This window comes from Pseudomonas sp. LBUM1644, from assembly GCF_059716195.1.
This window is the reverse complement of record NZ_CP166812.1, coordinates 3,963,743-3,980,121: the sequence shown is the minus strand read 5'-3', so window position 1 is coordinate 3,980,121 and position 16,379 is coordinate 3,963,743. Positions and strand designations below refer to the sequence as shown.

At 56.2% G+C, this 16,379-nt stretch carries 17 protein-coding genes and 2 pseudogenes; 12 read left to right on the top strand and 7 right to left on the bottom strand.

Translation table 11 applies throughout. The features are described 5' to 3' along the window. Positions 1–33: 33 nt before the first annotated feature. The 3 genes from ACA052_RS18040 to yghU form a co-directional block, all read right to left on the bottom strand. The gene (locus ACA052_RS18040; RefSeq protein ID WP_497646101.1) at positions 34–528 is read right to left on the bottom strand and encodes a cupin domain-containing protein; all 495 of its coding nucleotides are present in this window, start codon (positions 526–528) and stop codon (positions 34–36) included. A gap of 413 nt (positions 529–941) precedes the next feature. Next, on the bottom strand, positions 942–1,868 hold the full coding sequence (locus tag ACA052_RS18035; RefSeq protein ID WP_497646100.1) for an enoyl-CoA hydratase/isomerase family protein: 927 nt from the start codon (positions 1,866–1,868) through the stop codon (positions 942–944). A gap of 582 nt (positions 1,869–2,450) precedes the next feature. Continuing rightward, positions 2,451–3,290 (bottom strand): glutathione-dependent disulfide-bond oxidoreductase, encoded by an 840-nt coding sequence (gene yghU / locus ACA052_RS18030; protein WP_497646099.1) that lies wholly within the window; start codon positions 3,288–3,290, stop codon positions 2,451–2,453. A 215-nt stretch (positions 3,291–3,505) separates the two neighbouring features. Between yghU and ACA052_RS18025 the strand changes: the two genes are divergently transcribed. Further along, positions 3,506–4,201 carry a tRNA (adenine(22)-N(1))-methyltransferase gene (locus tag ACA052_RS18025; RefSeq protein WP_497650352.1) on the top strand — a complete coding sequence of 232 codons (696 nt, stop codon included), beginning with the start codon at positions 3,506–3,508 and terminating at the stop codon, positions 4,199–4,201. A gap of 91 nt (positions 4,202–4,292) precedes the next feature. Continuing rightward, positions 4,293–4,454 (top strand): DUF2986 domain-containing protein, encoded by a 162-nt coding sequence (locus tag ACA052_RS18020; protein WP_497646098.1) that lies wholly within the window; start codon positions 4,293–4,295, stop codon positions 4,452–4,454. Positions 4,455–4,522: 68 nt separating this feature from the next. Here the strand turns inward: ACA052_RS18020 and ACA052_RS18015 are convergent. Both ACA052_RS18015 and ACA052_RS18010 read right to left on the bottom strand, forming a co-directional pair. Then, positions 4,523–5,037, bottom strand: a pseudogene (locus tag ACA052_RS18015) (NADPH-dependent FMN reductase family protein). Then, on the bottom strand, positions 4,935–5,852 hold the full coding sequence (locus ACA052_RS18010) for a LysR substrate-binding domain-containing protein (RefSeq protein WP_497646097.1): 918 nt from the start codon (positions 5,850–5,852) through the stop codon (positions 4,935–4,937). Before ACA052_RS18010 ends, ACA052_RS18015 begins: the two are co-directional and overlap by 103 nt. Before the next feature lie 387 nt (positions 5,853–6,239). On the opposite strand from ACA052_RS18010, the gene ACA052_RS18005 reads away from it, so the two are divergent. The 5 genes from ACA052_RS18005 (at position 6,240) to ACA052_RS17985 (ending at position 10,219) form a co-directional block, all read left to right on the top strand. Beyond that, positions 6,240–6,692 carry an Ohr family peroxiredoxin gene (locus ACA052_RS18005; RefSeq protein WP_497646096.1) on the top strand — a complete coding sequence of 151 codons (453 nt, stop codon included), beginning with the start codon at positions 6,240–6,242 and terminating at the stop codon, positions 6,690–6,692. Between the two features lie 309 nt (positions 6,693–7,001). Next, positions 7,002–8,207, top strand: coding sequence for an epoxide hydrolase family protein (locus ACA052_RS18000; protein ID WP_497646095.1), 1,206 nt, complete (start codon positions 7,002–7,004; stop codon positions 8,205–8,207). A gap of 425 nt (positions 8,208–8,632) precedes the next feature. Then, entirely contained in the window at positions 8,633–9,070 is a 438-nt protein-coding gene (locus ACA052_RS17995; RefSeq protein WP_497646094.1) for an Ohr family peroxiredoxin, read from the top strand. Between the two features lie 73 nt (positions 9,071–9,143). Then, positions 9,144–9,596, top strand: coding sequence for an Ohr family peroxiredoxin (locus tag ACA052_RS17990; RefSeq protein WP_497646093.1), 453 nt, complete (start codon positions 9,144–9,146; stop codon positions 9,594–9,596). 164 nt (positions 9,597–9,760) lie between these two features. Further along, positions 9,761–10,219 (top strand): MarR family winged helix-turn-helix transcriptional regulator, encoded by a 459-nt coding sequence (locus ACA052_RS17985; protein ID WP_497646092.1) that lies wholly within the window; start codon positions 9,761–9,763, stop codon positions 10,217–10,219. A gap of 99 nt (positions 10,220–10,318) precedes the next feature. On the opposite strand, the pseudogene ACA052_RS17980 reads toward ACA052_RS17985, so the two are convergent. Then, positions 10,319–10,480, bottom strand: a pseudogene (locus ACA052_RS17980) (alkene reductase); the annotation flags it as partial. A 79-nt stretch (positions 10,481–10,559) separates the two neighbouring features. Here ACA052_RS17980 and ACA052_RS17975 point away from each other — a divergent pair. From ACA052_RS17975 to arsH, 5 genes are all read left to right on the top strand, one after another. Then, positions 10,560–10,712 (top strand): winged helix-turn-helix transcriptional regulator, encoded by a 153-nt coding sequence (locus tag ACA052_RS17975; protein ID WP_497646091.1) that lies wholly within the window; start codon positions 10,560–10,562, stop codon positions 10,710–10,712. 102 nt (positions 10,713–10,814) lie between these two features. After that, entirely contained in the window at positions 10,815–11,162 is a 348-nt protein-coding gene (locus ACA052_RS17970) for a metalloregulator ArsR/SmtB family transcription factor (protein WP_497646090.1), read from the top strand. A gap of 22 nt (positions 11,163–11,184) precedes the next feature. Further along, complete coding sequence (locus tag ACA052_RS17965; RefSeq protein WP_497646089.1) at positions 11,185–12,468, top strand: arsenic transporter; 1,284 nt, start codon at positions 11,185–11,187, stop codon at positions 12,466–12,468. Positions 12,469–12,496: 28 nt separating this feature from the next. Beyond that, the gene (locus ACA052_RS17960; protein ID WP_497646088.1) at positions 12,497–12,967 is read left to right on the top strand and encodes an arsenate reductase ArsC; all 471 of its coding nucleotides are present in this window, start codon (positions 12,497–12,499) and stop codon (positions 12,965–12,967) included. Continuing rightward, positions 12,967–13,701 carry an arsenical resistance protein ArsH gene (arsH, locus tag ACA052_RS17955; RefSeq protein WP_497646087.1) on the top strand — a complete coding sequence of 245 codons (735 nt, stop codon included), beginning with the start codon at positions 12,967–12,969 and terminating at the stop codon, positions 13,699–13,701. The genes ACA052_RS17960 and arsH overlap by 1 nt, the downstream gene beginning before the upstream one ends. A gap of 172 nt (positions 13,702–13,873) precedes the next feature. Here arsH and ACA052_RS17950 read toward each other — a convergent pair whose 3' ends face one another. Next, on the bottom strand, positions 13,874–16,090 hold the full coding sequence (locus ACA052_RS17950) for an ELM1/GtrOC1 family putative glycosyltransferase (protein ID WP_497646086.1): 2,217 nt from the start codon (positions 16,088–16,090) through the stop codon (positions 13,874–13,876). Between the last annotated feature and the right edge of the window lie 289 nt (positions 16,091–16,379).

Here is a 16,379-nt window from a genome sequence, read left to right as displayed (position 1 = left end):
AAATAAAGCCTGAAAACAACTGTTAAAGGTACTTTACTTTGACGAATTACGCGGGTCGTCATGACTGTCAATATACTCAAGACCTAGCGGACCTATTCCGTAAACCTGAGAGATATACTCCCCCGACTTGGCCCAATGAAAATGCGGAGTATTAGCTGGGAGTACTACAACACTGCCCGGGCCGTAAGCAACCAACTTGTCCGGATCAAATACAGACCCGAAACCAATATAAAATACACCGGATATCACGGTGTATATACGGTCTTCAGGATGTGTGTGGGGCATTAATTTAGTGCCGTTCGGCACTTTGACTCGAACAACGTATGGGGCTGCCTTACTAGGGTCACCGACCAGAACAGCCAGCTTTACTTCTTTCGGAAACGCTGGAAAGTTACGCCACTCCACGTCTTCATTGTACAAAACACCGGGTTTGCCGAGCAGTAATGGTTGCGCGTGAACGAGCGACATTGTTGTGCATGCGACAAGAAGGCTTGTCAGGCAAGCAGTTTTCATAATGTTCTGAATCATGAAAGGCACCTCAACTGCGCATTAAATAAATCGGCATCGTGACCTGGCCCTCTGACAAACAAGCCAAGGTCAGTCGCCGCTGACGATAGAGATATCCTGTCTAATGTATGTGTAGAGCACCCTTGTGATAATGCCGTTGATGAGCAATTCAGTTGATCCGTAATGTAATCAATTCAATTACCGATATCCTACCTCTGTTGGAATCCCGCGACCGTTCAACTTAGGACCGGAGATGCCACCGGGCTCGCTGCTGATCAGCATCAAAGGTGATGATGTTGATCGAAAACAGTGAGCCAGGTGGAACAAGCTGTCACCGCGCTCAAGTCACACGCGAAAGTCTCCGCGCCCGCCAAGCCATCATCCATCGGGTTGGCGGGCCAAAACGCATCGTCTGAAAGATACGGGATGCAGGATTATTTCGACTCCTCACCCAAGGTGCCGGTGTAATGGGCCAACCGTTTCTCGACATCCGCTTTTTTTTGCAGACCAAGTTCCATCAGCTGTTTGATCCGTGCCTGTGCCGCCGGGCGTTTCACCGAGCCGATGAAACCTTCCCATTCGGCGGCAATGGCTTCATTGGGTGGCAGACTGGCCGCGTCGACCAGGTGCTTGATGTCGGAAATTGACTGTTTGTCGAACCGAGCGATGCGGCGTGCCATGGTGTCGACGAACTTGTCGAGTTCGGCGTCGGGTAGTGCGCGATTGACGTAGCCATAGCGTTCGGCGAGTTCGCCGTTGATATCGTTGCCGGTCAGCAGCACTTCCAGCGCACGCCCACGACCCATCAGACGAGGCAGGCGCGCCATAGGACCACCTCCGGGCACCAGGGCGGCGCCGATTTCCCATTGCGACAAGATGGCTTTTTCACGGCTGGCAAAGCGCATGTCGCTGGCCAAGGCAAGCTCGCTGCCGACACCGGTGGCACGACCGCGAATCGACACAATCGAGACCACGGGTGCCTTGCTCAATCGCACCAGCATGTCGGGCAGCGGTGGCAGGCCAGTCGGGCCGTTGGGCAGGCTGGTGGTGTCGGTCAGCGGGGGAACGAAGTCATAGTGGGTCAGGAAGAAATCCGGAACGTCGCTGTCGAACACCACAACGACCAGTTTCGGATCGGACTCAATGGCGGTGACCACTTCGTTCAATTGCGGCATGGTTTCCGGGCCATAGATGTTGTACGGCGGGTTATGGAACGTGACCCGCCAGTATTCGGGCGTGACGCGTGTAAGCTTGATTTCCTGCTTGTCCGCGCTGGTGGGGGAAGCTTCACCAGCGAGCGCCGCACCCGTCGTCGCCATGCTGGCGAAGATCAATGCAGCCGTGAGCAAATGAAGTCTCATGAGAACATCTCCAGGTGGTTGCCTGATAGCATGTGAGTTCCCGTTTGAGCAGCCGTTGCGGTCTGCTTAATAATCGGCGCGCACTACAAATCCCCGCTTTGCTCGGATTCTTCGCGGGTACACACATGGCCGTGATTTTCGTGCGTATCGCCGGGAGGCGGCTTGGCACGATCGGCGGTAGGGACAGGAGGCGACAGTATGCGTGGCGGTAGGTGATTTGATCTATTGCGAGTCACTCGAGATCAATAGCTGGCCTGAACATGTCGTCTTTCGTCGGTAACTCCGACCCTTCAAGCATAGCAGCGCATCTCCACTTGACCATTCACATAAGCTGATAGGAACGGCCCGATTGAAAAGTCCTTAGCGGTTATAACAAAGAGCCTTTTTTGTACCGCGGCTCAGATTATTGTAAACGCCTTAATTGCCCGATTTTGACCTGTCGCGAGGGCCTCAATCGATACAAAACGAACAAGTATTCAGCAGGCCGAACGCGGCCCAGTCGACTCTTCTGCCAACTGACCGCGCAGCTTTTTCAGGGTGTAACTACCCGACACCTGATCGGGGCAGGGCATACCACGGCCTTCAGTCCAAATCATCCGCCCGATGCCGTTCGTGCACCTGGCTCTCCTCATCCCCCCACGTCCGGTTGACTCGCTGCCCCCGGATAACCGCAGGCCGGTTGGCAATTTCCTCTGCCCAGCGCTGCAGGTGGGTGTATTCGTGGGCAGATAGAAACTCGGCAGCCGAGTACACGTTGTCGCGCACCAACTGGCCGTACCAGGGCCAGACCGCGATATCGGCGATGGTATAGCGCTCGCCGGCCAGGTAGGGGCTTTCGCCAAGGCGACGGTCGAGGACATCCAGCTGACGCTTGGTTTCCATGGTGAAGCGGTTGATCGGGTATTCGAGCTTATCCGGCGCGTAGGCGTAGAAATGTCCGAAGCCGCCGCCCAGGTAGGGCGCAGCGCCCATCTGCCAGAACAGCCAGTTCAAGGTTTCGGTGCGCCCGGCGGGATCGGTGGGCAGGAAGGTGCCAAATTTTTCCGCGAGGTAAAGAAGGATCGAACCGGACTCGAAGACGCGAATCGGCGGCTCCACGCTACGGTCCAGCAGCGCCGGGATTTTTGAATTCGGGTTGATCTCGACAAACCCGCTGGAGAACTGGTCGCCGTCATTGATGCGGATCAGCCAAGCGTCGTACTCGGCGCCGGCATGCCCCAACGCGAGCAGCTCCTCCAGCAGGATGGTCACCTTCACGCCATTGGGCGTGGCCAGCGAATAAAGCTGCAAAGGATGCTTGCCTGTCGGCAGCACCTTGTCATGGGTCGGGCCAGCAGTCGGGCGGTTGATGCTGGCGAACTGGCCGCCGGACGGGGCGTTATTTTTCCAGACCTTGGGAGGAACATAAGACGCTTTGCTCACGAGATGGACCTCATAGTGTGTTGGCCGGGATTACCTTAAGCCTTTTTGGTTGAACGTTCTCGCTGCGAATGAGGTGGATCGAGCAAATCGACCAACCGTTGGACAATTTCACACAACCCGTGCGCGCGCTTTACCCGGCTTCCCTCACCAAGCATTATGGGCCGCTGGCACTCATGCCAAAGGTGCCGGACATCCGTGGTGAAAAGGAACTGCAGTTGAACGAACAGACATTGTCCATGCGCCTTGAGCGCGTGGCGGCGCATGTGCCAGCCGATGCGCGCCTGGCCGATATCGGCTCGGATCACGGCTACCTGCCGGTGGCGTTGATGCTCCGTGGCGTCATCGCGGTGGCGGTGGCCGGCGAGGTGGCATTGACGCCGTTCCGCTCGGCCGAACGTACGGTGCGCGAGAACGGCCTGGAGCAGCGAATCACCGTGCGCCTGGCCAGTGGCCTGGCGGCGATCGAGCCGGGAGACGGGATCACGGCGATCAGCATCTGCGGCATGGGTGGCGAGACGATCCGCGACATCCTTGACAGCGGCAAGGCGCGCCTAAGTGGCCAGGAGCGACTGATCCTGCAGCCCAACGGCGGCGAGCAACCACTGCGCCAATGGCTGATGGAAAATGGCTACCGCATCCTCTGTGAGGAAATGCTGCGGGAGAACCGCTTCGACTATGAAATTATCGTCGCCGAGCCTGACGGGCCGGTGATCTACACCGCCGAGGAACTGTACTTCGGCCCGTTGCAGATGCAGGCACGCACCCCGGCATTCCTGGTCAAGTGGCAGCGCCTTTTGCGCCAGAAGCAAAAGACGCTGACCCACCTCGCGCGGGCGCGGCAGGCGGTGCCCGAGGAGAAGGTGCAAGACATCGCCCGGCAGGCCCGGTGGATCACCGAACTGCTGGCTTGATTTCTTTCGCGCGGCTCAACCCCTGGCCCTGACATCAATGCGCTAGAACACCAGCCACACAATTAAGCATTTACAAACCGGGTAGAAAAAGATGAATCGTCGTAAAAAAATAAAGCAGTTATTAAAGGCCCACGCCAAAAAGGCCAGTGCCAAATTGGCACCGCCAAGCAAGTCCAAATACATTAGTAAAGCTGACCGATTGAAGTTAGCTGCTGAGTCCAGTGAAGACTCGATCAGTTCCTCTGAGGGTTGATCCTTGCGACCTCAAAGTGCGCGCTGGTTTACACGGGTGGTGAACTGCTCGGCAGTCTCCTTGCGTTCTCAGTAGCGATCCACCAGAAACTCCTGGCGGTCGCGCAGCAGCACGGTGAACTTCACCAGTTCTTCCATCACATCGACGACTCGGTCGTAATACGCCGACGGCTTCATTTGGCCTGCTTCGTCGAACGCCATGTAGGCCTTTGGCACCGAGGATTGATTGGGGACGGTGAACATCCGCATCCAGCGCCCCAACACACGGAGCTGGTTGACCACGTTGAAAGACTGCGAGCCGCCACAGACTTGCATCACCGCCAGCGTCTTGCCTTGGGTGGCTGCACCTTCGGATGCTCTGCTGGAACATCGTCGGGCAGTGGCAATTCGGTCGGATTGAAGATGCGGGTCTCTGCACCAAAGTGCTCGAGAAGACGAGCGGCCTCTTCTACTAACAGACGACTGAATGAGCGCTCGCGGCTCACCCCTTGGCTCGCTGGCGCAAGCGCGAGTAAGAAATCAGCATGCTGGTCAGTTCCTGTGTGGCTTGGGTGAAGGGTGACACTCGACGGCTGATCAAGCACACCTCACGCGATTCCAACGGCTCCCGAATCGAAATGCTGATTAACGATGTGGAAAACAGCTTCATGCCGGGAAGCAAGCTGGGCTCAACGGTCAAGTAATCCGTCTCGGAAATGATGTGCAGGATTTCCAGCAGTGATTCGGTGGTAATTGCGATCTTCGGAGGTGGTAAGCCTTGGGCTCTGAACAACTCGATCAAATGGTTCTCCGCGCTACCGACAACCCCACCCGGCCGAACGCTGATCCACTGGCAATCGGCCAGGTCCTGCACTGAGCGAGCATCCGCCAAGGGATGCCCCTTGCGCGCAATGACGCTGGCCTTCGAGCTGTAAAGTCGCTCAATGTGCAGGTCGATATCGCAAACGCCAGGACTCAGGGGGCACATCACGAAGTCGAGCCGGCCAGCGCGGATCATCTCGATCAGCATCTTCGTCTTTCCACTGGCGACGTGTAACTGCACGTGTGGAAATCGACGGGTAAAACTGCTGAAGACCGGCATCAAGCATGCAGCCAATGGCTCCGCCGTGACACCTAATGCGATCTGGCCTCCAGGCATGCCATTCCATTGTCGGACGTCTTGTACCGCGCGATCGCAATCCACAATGATCGAGCGTGCCCGGGTCAGGAAAACCTTACCGGCCAGGGTCAGACTGATGCCTTGGTTGGAGCGCACCAACAAGGTGACCCCTAGTTCTCTTTCCAGCGTTTGAATCGACTCTGTCAACGTACTCTGGGCAGAGTCCAGTAATCGTGCCGCCGAACGAAAGCTGCCCATGTCGACCACAGAGCAGAAGGCTCGAAGCTGATTTAGCTTCACGAAGCGGTGATCCAGTTGTTGCCGTTGTGGCCAAGGAAAGCGCAATCGGCAGGGGTATACAGGTTGTGGCTGCTTGCGGTGTTCATGGCTGATGCTCCAAGCGGCAAGGGTGTAGTGGCTGCTTATCGATATCGATTAGATCGCATGCGATTTATAAATATTCAACCAAAGATCCATTGATGTCAAAGCTCGCGTTGCGTTTGGGCGACGAGCGGTGATGTGATTTATTTCAATTCGCGAATGGCAGTGGGGTGGACGGAATAGTCGAAGGTGATCGGTTTTTCCGGCATTCCCGGCACTTTTTACATGCCTATAAAATGAGCCCCGTCAGATAGTTACGTGTCTGTTGTGCTGTTTGACGCCTCATTAGAATTACAAGGATCACCAATGAGCAAAATCGAAAAAGTCTTGGTAACCGGCAAATCTCACACCACGCTGAGCAGGTCCGGCACGACTTCGCGCGGGCATAACGGCCAACTCGACATCGAACTGTCAACGCCCGGTGCCGCCCAGCCGGCCCATGTATTCGCCGCCACCCAACCGCATCCGACTGCTGAGCAGTTGTTTGCCGGCGCATGGTCTGCCTGCTACATCGCCGCCGTTGGCCTTGCGGCCAAAGAGTTAAAGGTGACACTTCCAACCGACATATCCGTCGATATCGAGATTGATCTCGGTCAAACCGGGGACGGTTATCTCCTGCAGGCTGGTTTGAACTTACATCTGCCAGGCCTGACTCATGAGGTCGCTACAGCTATCGCACATGCTGCAGATCAAATTTGCCCGTACTCGAAGGCTACGCGGGGAAACATCGACGTTTATTTGAACGTCCAGACGTCGTAATCGAACGTGCTGCGTTGTCACCCGGCAGACTATAAAAGTCCATAAGCGGCGCCTGCGATATAGTCACGAACTGATATAAAAACCGCTTATACAACGCTTGATACAACGCTCGCTATAAATCCCTGTTGTCGTTATTTCCGCGTGCTCAATAAAAATGGGCGCTATGTGTGACTTCGCGCCTTGGGAATCTGTATGCCAAGACACATCAAACAACTTTCTCTGACCAGACGTAAGTTTTGCGGTGCTGCTGCAGTGACATGTGCTGCTGTCCCGCTAGGTTTACTCGGGTTCTCAATCAGGACTGACGCTATGACCAATACTTCAACAAAAACAAATAGTGCTGGGGCTGAAATACGGCCATTTCATTTCAGTGCCAAAGAGACAGCACTTTCAGAGTTGCGTCGACGTATAGAAGCAACAAGATGGCCGGACAAGGAAATAGTCAATGACTCCTCTCAAGGTGTACAACTGGCGACGATCCAGAAACTGGCCAAACACTGGGCGACAAAATATGACTGGCGAGTAATTGAGTCCAAGATAAACGCGGTTCCAAACTTCATCACTCATATTGATGGCTTGGATATACATTTCATTCATGTCCGCTCAAAACACGAGAATGCGTTACCGCTGCTTATGGCGCACGGATGGCCTGGATCGATTATCGAGTTGATGAAAGTCATCGGGCCGCTTACCGATCCTACGGCGTACGGTGGCAGTGCTGCCGATGCGTTCAGTCTGGTGATTCCGTCAATGCCTGGTTACGGCTTCTCGGAAAAACCAACCGTGGCCGGTTGGGGCCCTGTTCGTATCGCCGACGCGTACGTTGAGCTAATGAAGCGTCTTGGATACACCCGGTATGGGGCGCAAGGGGGTGATTGGGGTTCAATCGTCGTCGACCTGATGGCGGTGAAGGCACCACCGGGCTTGATCGGCATTCATTCGAACATGCCCGGCGTGATCCCACCTGAACTCGATGCGGCTTTGTTTCGCGGCGAGCCGGTACCCGGCGGTCTGTCCGAGGAAGAGAAGCTGGCGGCTGATCAACTCGCCAACACCTACAAGCACATCGGCTACGCAATGATGATGGGGGACAGGCCTCAATCGCTGACAGGCCTTGCTGACTCACCCGTTGGTTTGGCAGCCTTCATGCTTGACCACGATCCTAAAAGCTACGAGATGATTGCACGCTCCATTGACGGACACGCGGAAGGGCTCACACCCGATGACGTCCTCGACAACATCACGCTGTTCTGGCTGACCAACACAGCCGTTTCTTCGGGGAGGCTCTATTGGGAGAACAAGTCAACATTCTTCGCTGTCAAGGGCGTCAACATCCCGGTAGCGGTCAGCGTGTTTCCTGATGAGCTGTATGCGGCTCCGAAAAGCTGGTCACAGAAGGCCTATCCCAAACTGGTGCATTACAACAAGCTTCCCAAAGGCGGGCACTTTGCTGCCTGGGAGCAGCCGGAGCTTTTCTCACAGGAAGTGCGGGCCGGGTTTAAGTCACTGAGATAGGTGACAAGTCCCAAGGCAACGAAGTCCTGATTCTGGTTGTGTAAGGATCAGGATGGCTCGGTTCGGATCGTTGAGCGCCATGCGTGAACGTGGTCCGAACCGCGCGACCAGAGGCAAATACCATTCGTCGTCGAGACCTAAAATAATCTTTGACAGCAGTGGGCGCTTTGGATCAATATTTATACATCGCGTACGATCTAATCGAAAGCGATAAACAATCACCGCAACTTGCCGTTTGGAGATTCAGCCATGAATACCGGAAGCAGCCACAAAATGTCTTTCTCTACCGATCACGCTTCCCATGGCCACAACGGCAACAACTGGATCACTGCATCAACCGATTGATAAATGTTGTTCTTTTTAAGCGTCATAAATGACGCATGCGATGTTATCGCACACATACATTAAATTCTGAGGAAGCATTCATGAGCAAGATTGAAAAAGTATTGGCTACCGGGAAAACCCATACCACGCGCAGCGGTGCCGGCAATAACGGCAACCTTGATATCGAACTGTCGTCACCCGGTTCCGCTCAACCGGCACACCTATTTGCCGCCACCCAGCCGCACCCGAAAGCCGAGCAGCTGTTCGCCGGGGCATGGTCGGCCTGCTACACCGCAGCGGTCGGCCTGGTGGCCCAGGAACGCAATATTGTGTTGCCGGCGGACCTGGCCGTCGACATCGAAGTGGACCTGGGCCAGACTGGTACGGCCTATTTCCTTCAGGCCCGACTGACCCTGCGCGTGCCGGGGCTGGCACACGATGTCGCAACCGAACTGGCGCACATCGCCGATTCCATCTGCCCATACTCCAAAGCAACACGCGGCAATATCGACGTTGTCCTGAGCGTGATTACGGCGTGATATCTGGATGTGTCATTAATATCGCATGCGATACAGTCGTGCGTAAATAGTCTACAAGTCTGAGGGAATCATCATGAGCAAGATCGAAAAAGTACTGGTCACCGGCAAAACCCACACCACTCAAAACAGCGCCGGCAACACGTCGCGCGGCCATAACGGCAGCCTCGACATCACGCTATCGTCGCCCGGTAGCGCCAAACCGGAACATGAGTTCACCGCTGTCCAGCCGCACCCGAAAGCCGAGCAGTTGTTCGCCGGGGCGTGGTCTGCCTGCTACATCGCAGCGGTGGGGCTGGCTGCCCAACAGATGAAGGTGACACTGCCGACCGACACGGCCGTCGACATCGAGGTTGATCTGGGGCAGACCGGGCCAGCCTACTTCCTCCAGGCCCGACTGACCCTGCGGGTGCCCGGTCTGGATCACGGCGTCGCGACTGAACTGGCTCATAACGCCGATCAAATCTGCCCGTACTCCAAAGCAACACGCGGCAACATTGACGTCGCTATCAACGTCCTTACCGCTTAACGCACCGCCGGCTCGCCAGGTCATCCCTGGTGAGCCGGTCGTCGACCTTCACAGACCTGACACACTTGCATAACGACCAAAGGGGTTAGCACTTCCGATACCATCGCATGCGATGTATAGTTTCTGCCATGCAATCCATCCGTCTTTGGCCACAGAGAATGCTCATGAAATCCACTGAAAAGAAATCAGCCCTCGACCTTAAGCTTTCCGATTTCCTGTGTTTTGCGGTCTATTCCACTAACCTCGCCTTCGGCAAGGCTTACAAACCCATGCTCGAACGGCTCGGGCTCACCTATACGCAATACATCACCCTGGTAGCGCTGTGGGAGGAAGACAACCAGACCGTTGGCAGCCTCGGCGAAAAGCTGTTCCTCGAATCCAACACCCTCACGCCGATCCTGAAGAAACTGGAAGCGGTGGGTTATTTGCTGCGCCAGCGCGACCCGGAAGACGAACGCCAGGTGCGGATCAGTCTCACGAAAGAGGGGCGAAAGCTGCGTGAAGGCCTCTCGGAAGACGGCTTCCCGCAAACGGGACTTGAGCCCGAAGACTTCGTGCAAATGCAGCAGGCCATCGTGAAATTACGCGGCAATCTCATCCGTACGACGAAAGACAGGGAGTAAAAAAGCGCGTGGGGTGAGCAAGTGTTAAGCATGGCGGTCAGGCCGTGAATTTTCGTTTCCCCACGTGCGTGTGAAGGCCGGCATAACCGCCTTGCCGACTTACTGGAAATAGGGGAAGTCGGTGTAGCCCTTCTCACCGTCGCGTGTATAGAAGGTGGAATGATGTGCCTCAGCCAGCGGCCAATCGTTTCTCAAACGAACCACCAAATCAGGATTAGCAATGAAAGGTCTGCCGAAAGCTATCAGATCTGCCCAACCGGCCTCCGCACTGGAGATTCAGATTAGTGAGCGCTTATTCTTCCACCTACACACCCTTTGGTATGCAAGTTGATATCGCCCCATGACCATTACGAAAATGCTTCCTCGTCTACCCATTGAGCGAACCCTTGGCGTCATTTCGGGGCGCTGGAAAGCAGTCATTATTTATGTCTTGCTGGAGGGTCCCAGGCGAACATGCGAGATCGAGGCTCTTGGCTGCTGTCTTTCGCGATGAACCGCAATCGACTGTGGATTCAACCGGTCGAAGAATTTAGGTCTTGTACTAAATATATGGCAATGCGTATATTCGATTATCCATATGTTTTGAGCGCACGACATGATTACGCCTCCCGAAGTCTTCAAGAGCCTGGCCGACGAGACTCGTGTCCGCGCCATGCTGCTTATTTCCGATCAAGGTGAGCTCTGCGTCTGCGAGCTGATGTGCGCACTCGACGACAGCCAGCCGAAAATCAGCCGCCACCTCGCTCAGCTGCGCAGCAATGGTTTGCTGCTCGATCGTCGTCAGGGCCAATGGGTCTATTACCGCCTCAGTCCGGATCTGCCCGCGTGGATTCACGAAATCCTGCAAGTGACGTCAAAAGCCAACGCCGGTTGGCTCAGGGACAACGCTGTTCGCCTGCAGAACATGGATGGACGACCTGTCCGCGAAGCAGTCTGCTGCTGAACCCTGATCGAGCGAGCCTCCAATGCTTATCGCTGTTGCAGTTTTTGTCTTCACGCTTGTTCTAGTCATCTGGCAACCCAAGGGTCTCGGCGTAGGGTGGAGCGCCACGGTCGGAGCGCTCGTTGCGCTGGCGGTTGGTGCAGTGTCGCTGCAGGACATTCCTACGGTGTGGGCCATCGTCTGGAACGCGACCGCTACGTTCATTGCCGTAATTATCATCAGTCTTTTGCTGGATGAAGCGGGCTTCTTCGAATGGGCCGCGCTTCACGTGGCACGCTGGGCGAAGGGCAGCGGTTATCGACTGTTCGCATTCTGCATATTGCTCGGGGCCGCGGTGTCTGCGGTGTTCGCCAACGATGGCGCGGCGCTGATCCTCACGCCCATCGTCATGTCGATGTTGCTGGCGCTGCGCTTTTCACCGGCCGCGACCCTGGCGTTTGTCATGGCCGCCGGGTTCATCGCCGACACCGCCAGCCTGCCGCTGGTAGTCTCCAACTTGGTGAATATCGTGTCCGCCGACTACTTCGGATTGGGCTTTGCCGAGTACGCCTCGGTGATGGTACCGGTGAGTCTGGCCAGTGTCGCCGCGACCTTGCTGGTGCTGTTTCTGTATTTCAGGCGAGACGTACCTCAATGCTATGCCGTGGAGGCGCTTCGGGAACCTAAAGCAGCGATTCGCGACGGTGCCACGTTTATCGTCGGTGGCTGGACGCTGCTGGTATTGCTGATCGGGCTCTTCGCGCTGGAACCGTTGGGAATTCCCGTCAGTGCGGTCGCTGCAGCTTGCGCAGCCATCCTCTTCGCGGTCGCGGCGAAGGGCCACAAAATTTCTACTCGACGCGTGCTGCGCGAAGCACCGTGGCAAATCGTTGTGTTCTCGCTGGGCATGTACCTGGTGGTGTATGGCCTGAAGAATGCCGGATTGACTGACCTGTTAGCTGCGGTGCTGGATCACTTGGCCGAACAGGGCCTTCTGAGCGCCACCCTCGGCACTGGCCTGGTCTCTGCGTTGCTGTCGTCGGTGATGAACAACATGCCCAGCGTACTGATCGGCGCGCTGTCGATCCAGGCCAGCGGCGCGCAAGGGCTCGTCCGCGAAGCCATGATCTACGCGAACATCATCGGTTGCGACCTCGGCCCGAAAATTACCCCCATCGGCAGCCTCGCCACGCTGCTTTGGCTGCATGTGCTGGAGCGCAAAGGCATGCGTATCACGTGGGGTTACTACTTCAAAGTGGGCGTCCTGCTGACCCTTCCGGTTCTGTTGATCACCCTCCTGGCGTTGGCACTGCGCCTAAGCCTCTGACATCCGCCAAAAGCGGCTGGAGTACCCCATGCGAGTCCTGTTCATGTGTACTGCTAATAGCTGCCGGAGCGTGCTCTCCGAAGGCTTGTTCAACCAAGTAGCGCCCGAAGGCATGAGCGCAATAAGCTCGGGAAGCTTCCCGAGTGGGCACCTCAATCCACGCGCAGTTAATACCTTGAAAAGTTTGGGTGTGGACACCTCGGGGCTCTACAGCAAAGGCTCTGAAAGCTTCGCGGACAACCCGCCGGACATTGTGATTACTGTCTGTGACAAGGCGGGTGGCGAGCCTTGCCCCGTTTACTTCGGCTGCGCAATAAAAAGTCACTGGGGCTTATCTGATCCATCAGAAGTGGAAGGCAGCGATGAGGAGATACAGGCGGCATTTGACGCTACGGTCGCCAAAGTTCGCCAACGATTTGCCGCGTTCTTTTCACTGGACATGAGAGCCCTCAGCCAGATTGAAATTAAGCAGCAATTGGACCGGATCGGAGAGGTGTGATGAACGAGTTCACCAGCGACAACCCGAATGACTTTCCAAATCTTGACCTGTCACTGCTCGATGTACCAACGCCCGATAAGCTTTCAGGACGAGAAGCGCCGGAGCATAAACCCCGCATTCTTTTACTGTATGGATCTACTCGTGAACGCTCCTTCAGCCAGTTACTGACGCGAGAGGCAGCGCGCCTCCTGGAACTCATGGGTGCAGAAACGGCCATCTTCGATCCTTCTGAGTTGCCACTGCCAGATGATGCGCCTGTCGATCATCCTAAGGTGCAGGAACTACGCGACCTGGTGATGTGGTCAGAGGGGCAGGTTTGGTGCTCGCCGGAACGTCATGGCTCAATGTCTGCAGTGTTTAAAGCGCAGATAGATTGGATACCCTTGGCGCTGGGAGCGGTTCGTCCTTCGCAGGGCAAGACATTGGCGGTGATGCAGGTATGTGGAGGTTCGCAATCGTTCAACACTGTGAACCAGCTTCGCGTGCTTGGTCGCTGGATGCGCATGATCACGATACCCAATCAATCATCCGTGCCCAAAGCCTTCCTTGAGTTCGATGAAGCCGGGCGCATGAAACCCTCGTCATATTACGACCGGGTTGTCGATGTGATGGAGGAGCTGATGAAGTTCACGTTATTAGTGCGAGGTAACGAAAACTATCTGGTAGATCGTTACTCCGAGCGCAAGGAAAGCGCCGAAGCGCTCTCCAAGCGAGTTAACCAAAGGTCCATTTAAGCGATTCGCTTTACCATGTACCTGGCCGTGGCGGGGCACAGACTGCGGAACTCGAATGCCAACGGGCGGGCAAGTATGTACGATTGCTCACCTCCATCAAGAGATGGCGTAAAAACGATACTGGCTGGATCGGCGAGGGATGATGGATTCCTTGTACTAGACAGAAACACCATCAATCAGAACTTGATGGATGGTCGCCGATTATCAATCCACGAATGGCGTTAATGGCGCGCTCGCGGGAGCTTTTCAGCATTTGTGGAGATAGCATTGGCGGCTGCATAAGCCCTTGTGATAAAGGCATGACGCCAAGTGCGATATGCGCCTGCTCAAATTGTCGTTCCCGCCTTATCAATCCGGCCGAAACCAGTTTGAAATAGAATCTGGCGAAGCCCTCCTGCTGCTTGGGAGTACCACGTCCCCCCGTTGTCCGGTCAATTACCCCCAGTCGTTGTTCCAGTTCGTGGCGAAGCCGAGCTTTGCCCTTTCGTTGGCTGGGCAGCGGAAATACCGCAACCGGACGCCCGGTCATGCAGGCCTCTGTCAGCATTGAAAGGCTGTCGCCGGTGACGATAAATCCATCCGCCAGCGCGAGAAATGCAGGATAAGGATTGTCTTGTGCCTCACCGAATCGATACGACCAGCATGGAATGTCAATGGTGGTCAGCAATGCATCGGTGGTCGTTGCAGATGAGCGCGGACTGGTCGATAGCAGGATCGAGCCGCCCAGGGCTTTGACCGCAGCATTGGCTTCACGGCCGAGTCGAGCCTCTACATCTGAGTCCATATAGTAGGGTGGGGCGCTTGCTCCCACGAGGACGGCAATCCAGGGGCGAGGCAATGAAGTGAAGCGCTGTCGCCATGGCTCCAGTTGCGCCTGATCCAGCGAGCGTGGATTCATATATGGGGCAGGGAGGTCCACTACGTTGTCCGCGAGGGCAAGCCCATATTGCGGAGTCGACAAGACCAGGTCGAAGCGCCACAACGGAACTTGAGCACGCCCCACATGGGCCAGTTGTGTCTTGCCCTTGGAGCGATACTTGATCCATTGGGCAACCTGGGCGCAACGCCGTCCCGAACTCAAGACCATATCTGGCCAAGGCGCGCTCAGGCCAGGTACTGACCGTCTGGGCAACTTGGCGCCCAGAATGGCGTCGAGCAGATAAGGACGGGGGGGGATGGTTATACGTTTGCATTCGTAGCGCCAGCCCAACGCGTCGGCCATGGCAATCAGCTGTGCGTTGTCGCCTGCATGATTGCTGAGCAGCACCCAGACGTTAGGGCTATCAGCCGTCTTGCGCCGCAACGCATAGTCAGCGACGAAGCGCTGCGTACGACCCTTTCCATCATCGCAATCGAGCTGCCAGCAACGATCCGGATAGCGCCGTGCGATGCGCCGCAGGAGTCGGCGCCAACCGCTTACAGAGCTGGTCACCGAACCGTCGCCAGTGAGCCTGGCCTGAATGTAAAGCAAGCGGGTTGCCAGGCTAAACAGGCGGTCGATGACCCAGGGCAAGTCTTCCGGAGCCAGCTTTTCAAAACCATGGGCCGCGATGAAATCCTGAGGAGGTAAATCGACTTGGCGAAGCTGTTCAGTATTGAACTGCCTGACTGCCGGGCCGTGCGTCGTCGTTTGTTGCCAGGGTCCGATCAGCCCGAGCTTCGCACACTGCAGCTCACGACTGAGCAGCTCGACATCTTCCGGGATACGTGCCGGTGGCGTGGTGACTTCCCGACTGGACTGGACAAATTGAGGGCTGGGCTGCGCTGCCGTGTAGGGCTCATACCCGATAGCGTCTGCAGCCTCCTCAAGGCTTAGAAAAATTTCGGCGTAGGGATGGATTTGATAGCTGTATTGAGCGGGCAGCGGTCTCCAGGGCTGTAGATGTAGCGTTGTGTAATGCAACAATCGGGATTCGCCGTGTTTGTATTCCAGATCCCGGGCGTGCCAGATGGCATCCAGTATCCCGAAGCAGCCCGGTATTTCGGCTGCAAGCGCGTGCAATTTTTTTTTGCTGGTCGTGGTGGCTGCTTTCATATTCCAGCAGCGTTGCATCCGCTCGCAGTCGATGAGCATGACAGCCGTTTCTCTGGGAGAGAGCGCCAGGTAGCCGTGCTCACCCATCGGTTGGTCGAACAGAGGGGCCGGGTCGGCGGTATAGAGTTGATCGACGTCGTTATATAGAGCGCGACCGTGGCGGCCCGCCAGGTCCGGGATAGCGAAGCGATAATTGGTGAAGCCGGTACGCCAGCCCGCCTGGGCGAATCCGGGCAGGCCCGTCATCCGGTAAATCTCATAGCGGCGGTCCGGGTTTCGCACCTGCTCCAGCGCATAGACAAACATGCGCTCGGCGCGGTGTTGCGCAGGTTCGGTACCCAGAAATATGCGCACGGCGGGTGCCTGCGGTGCCCCGGCTCGGGCTACCAAAACTATCGGCTCGATGCGGGGTATCGCGATTTGTTCCCCTATGTCCCCTGAGGCGACGGGGTCGCAGGTATCGATGCTTGAGGAAGACTGTGCTGAACCCTCCAAGCGCATGAGCGTTTCCTCGGCGAATTAATCCCCAAAGCATAGAGCGAAATACGAGAAGTCGAGGACAAAGTTTCCGTGCGGTGCTTTTTTGAATCGAGGCGATGGGCGGGTGTCGAAAGGTTTAACTGAGCGAATGGATTGTTCTAGT

Coding starts and splice junctions, on each gene's coding strand:
- ACA052_RS18005 (WP_497646096.1), top strand. CDS start 6,240: ATGAGCAAAATCGAAAAAGTCTTGGTAACCGGCAAATCTCACACCACG.
- ACA052_RS17965 (WP_497646089.1), top strand. CDS start 11,185: ATGCTTATCGCTGTTGCAGTTTTTGTCTTCACGCTTGTTCTAGTCATC.
- ACA052_RS18040 (WP_497646101.1), bottom strand. CDS start 528: ATGATTCAGAACATTATGAAAACTGCTTGCCTGACAAGCCTTCTTGTC.
- ACA052_RS17970 (WP_497646090.1), top strand. CDS start 10,815: ATGATTACGCCTCCCGAAGTCTTCAAGAGCCTGGCCGACGAGACTCGT.
- ACA052_RS18000 (WP_497646095.1), top strand. CDS start 7,002: ATGACCAATACTTCAACAAAAACAAATAGTGCTGGGGCTGAAATACGG.
- ACA052_RS18020 (WP_497646098.1), top strand. CDS start 4,293: ATGAATCGTCGTAAAAAAATAAAGCAGTTATTAAAGGCCCACGCCAAA.
- ACA052_RS18035 (WP_497646100.1), bottom strand. CDS start 1,868: ATGAGACTTCATTTGCTCACGGCTGCATTGATCTTCGCCAGCATGGCG.
- ACA052_RS17995 (WP_497646094.1), top strand. CDS start 8,633: ATGAGCAAGATTGAAAAAGTATTGGCTACCGGGAAAACCCATACCACG.
- ACA052_RS17985 (WP_497646092.1), top strand. CDS start 9,761: ATGAAATCCACTGAAAAGAAATCAGCCCTCGACCTTAAGCTTTCCGAT.
- arsH (WP_497646087.1), top strand. CDS start 12,967: ATGAACGAGTTCACCAGCGACAACCCGAATGACTTTCCAAATCTTGAC.
- ACA052_RS17960 (WP_497646088.1), top strand. CDS start 12,497: ATGCGAGTCCTGTTCATGTGTACTGCTAATAGCTGCCGGAGCGTGCTC.
- ACA052_RS17990 (WP_497646093.1), top strand. CDS start 9,144: ATGAGCAAGATCGAAAAAGTACTGGTCACCGGCAAAACCCACACCACT.
- ACA052_RS17975 (WP_497646091.1), top strand. CDS start 10,560: ATGACCATTACGAAAATGCTTCCTCGTCTACCCATTGAGCGAACCCTT.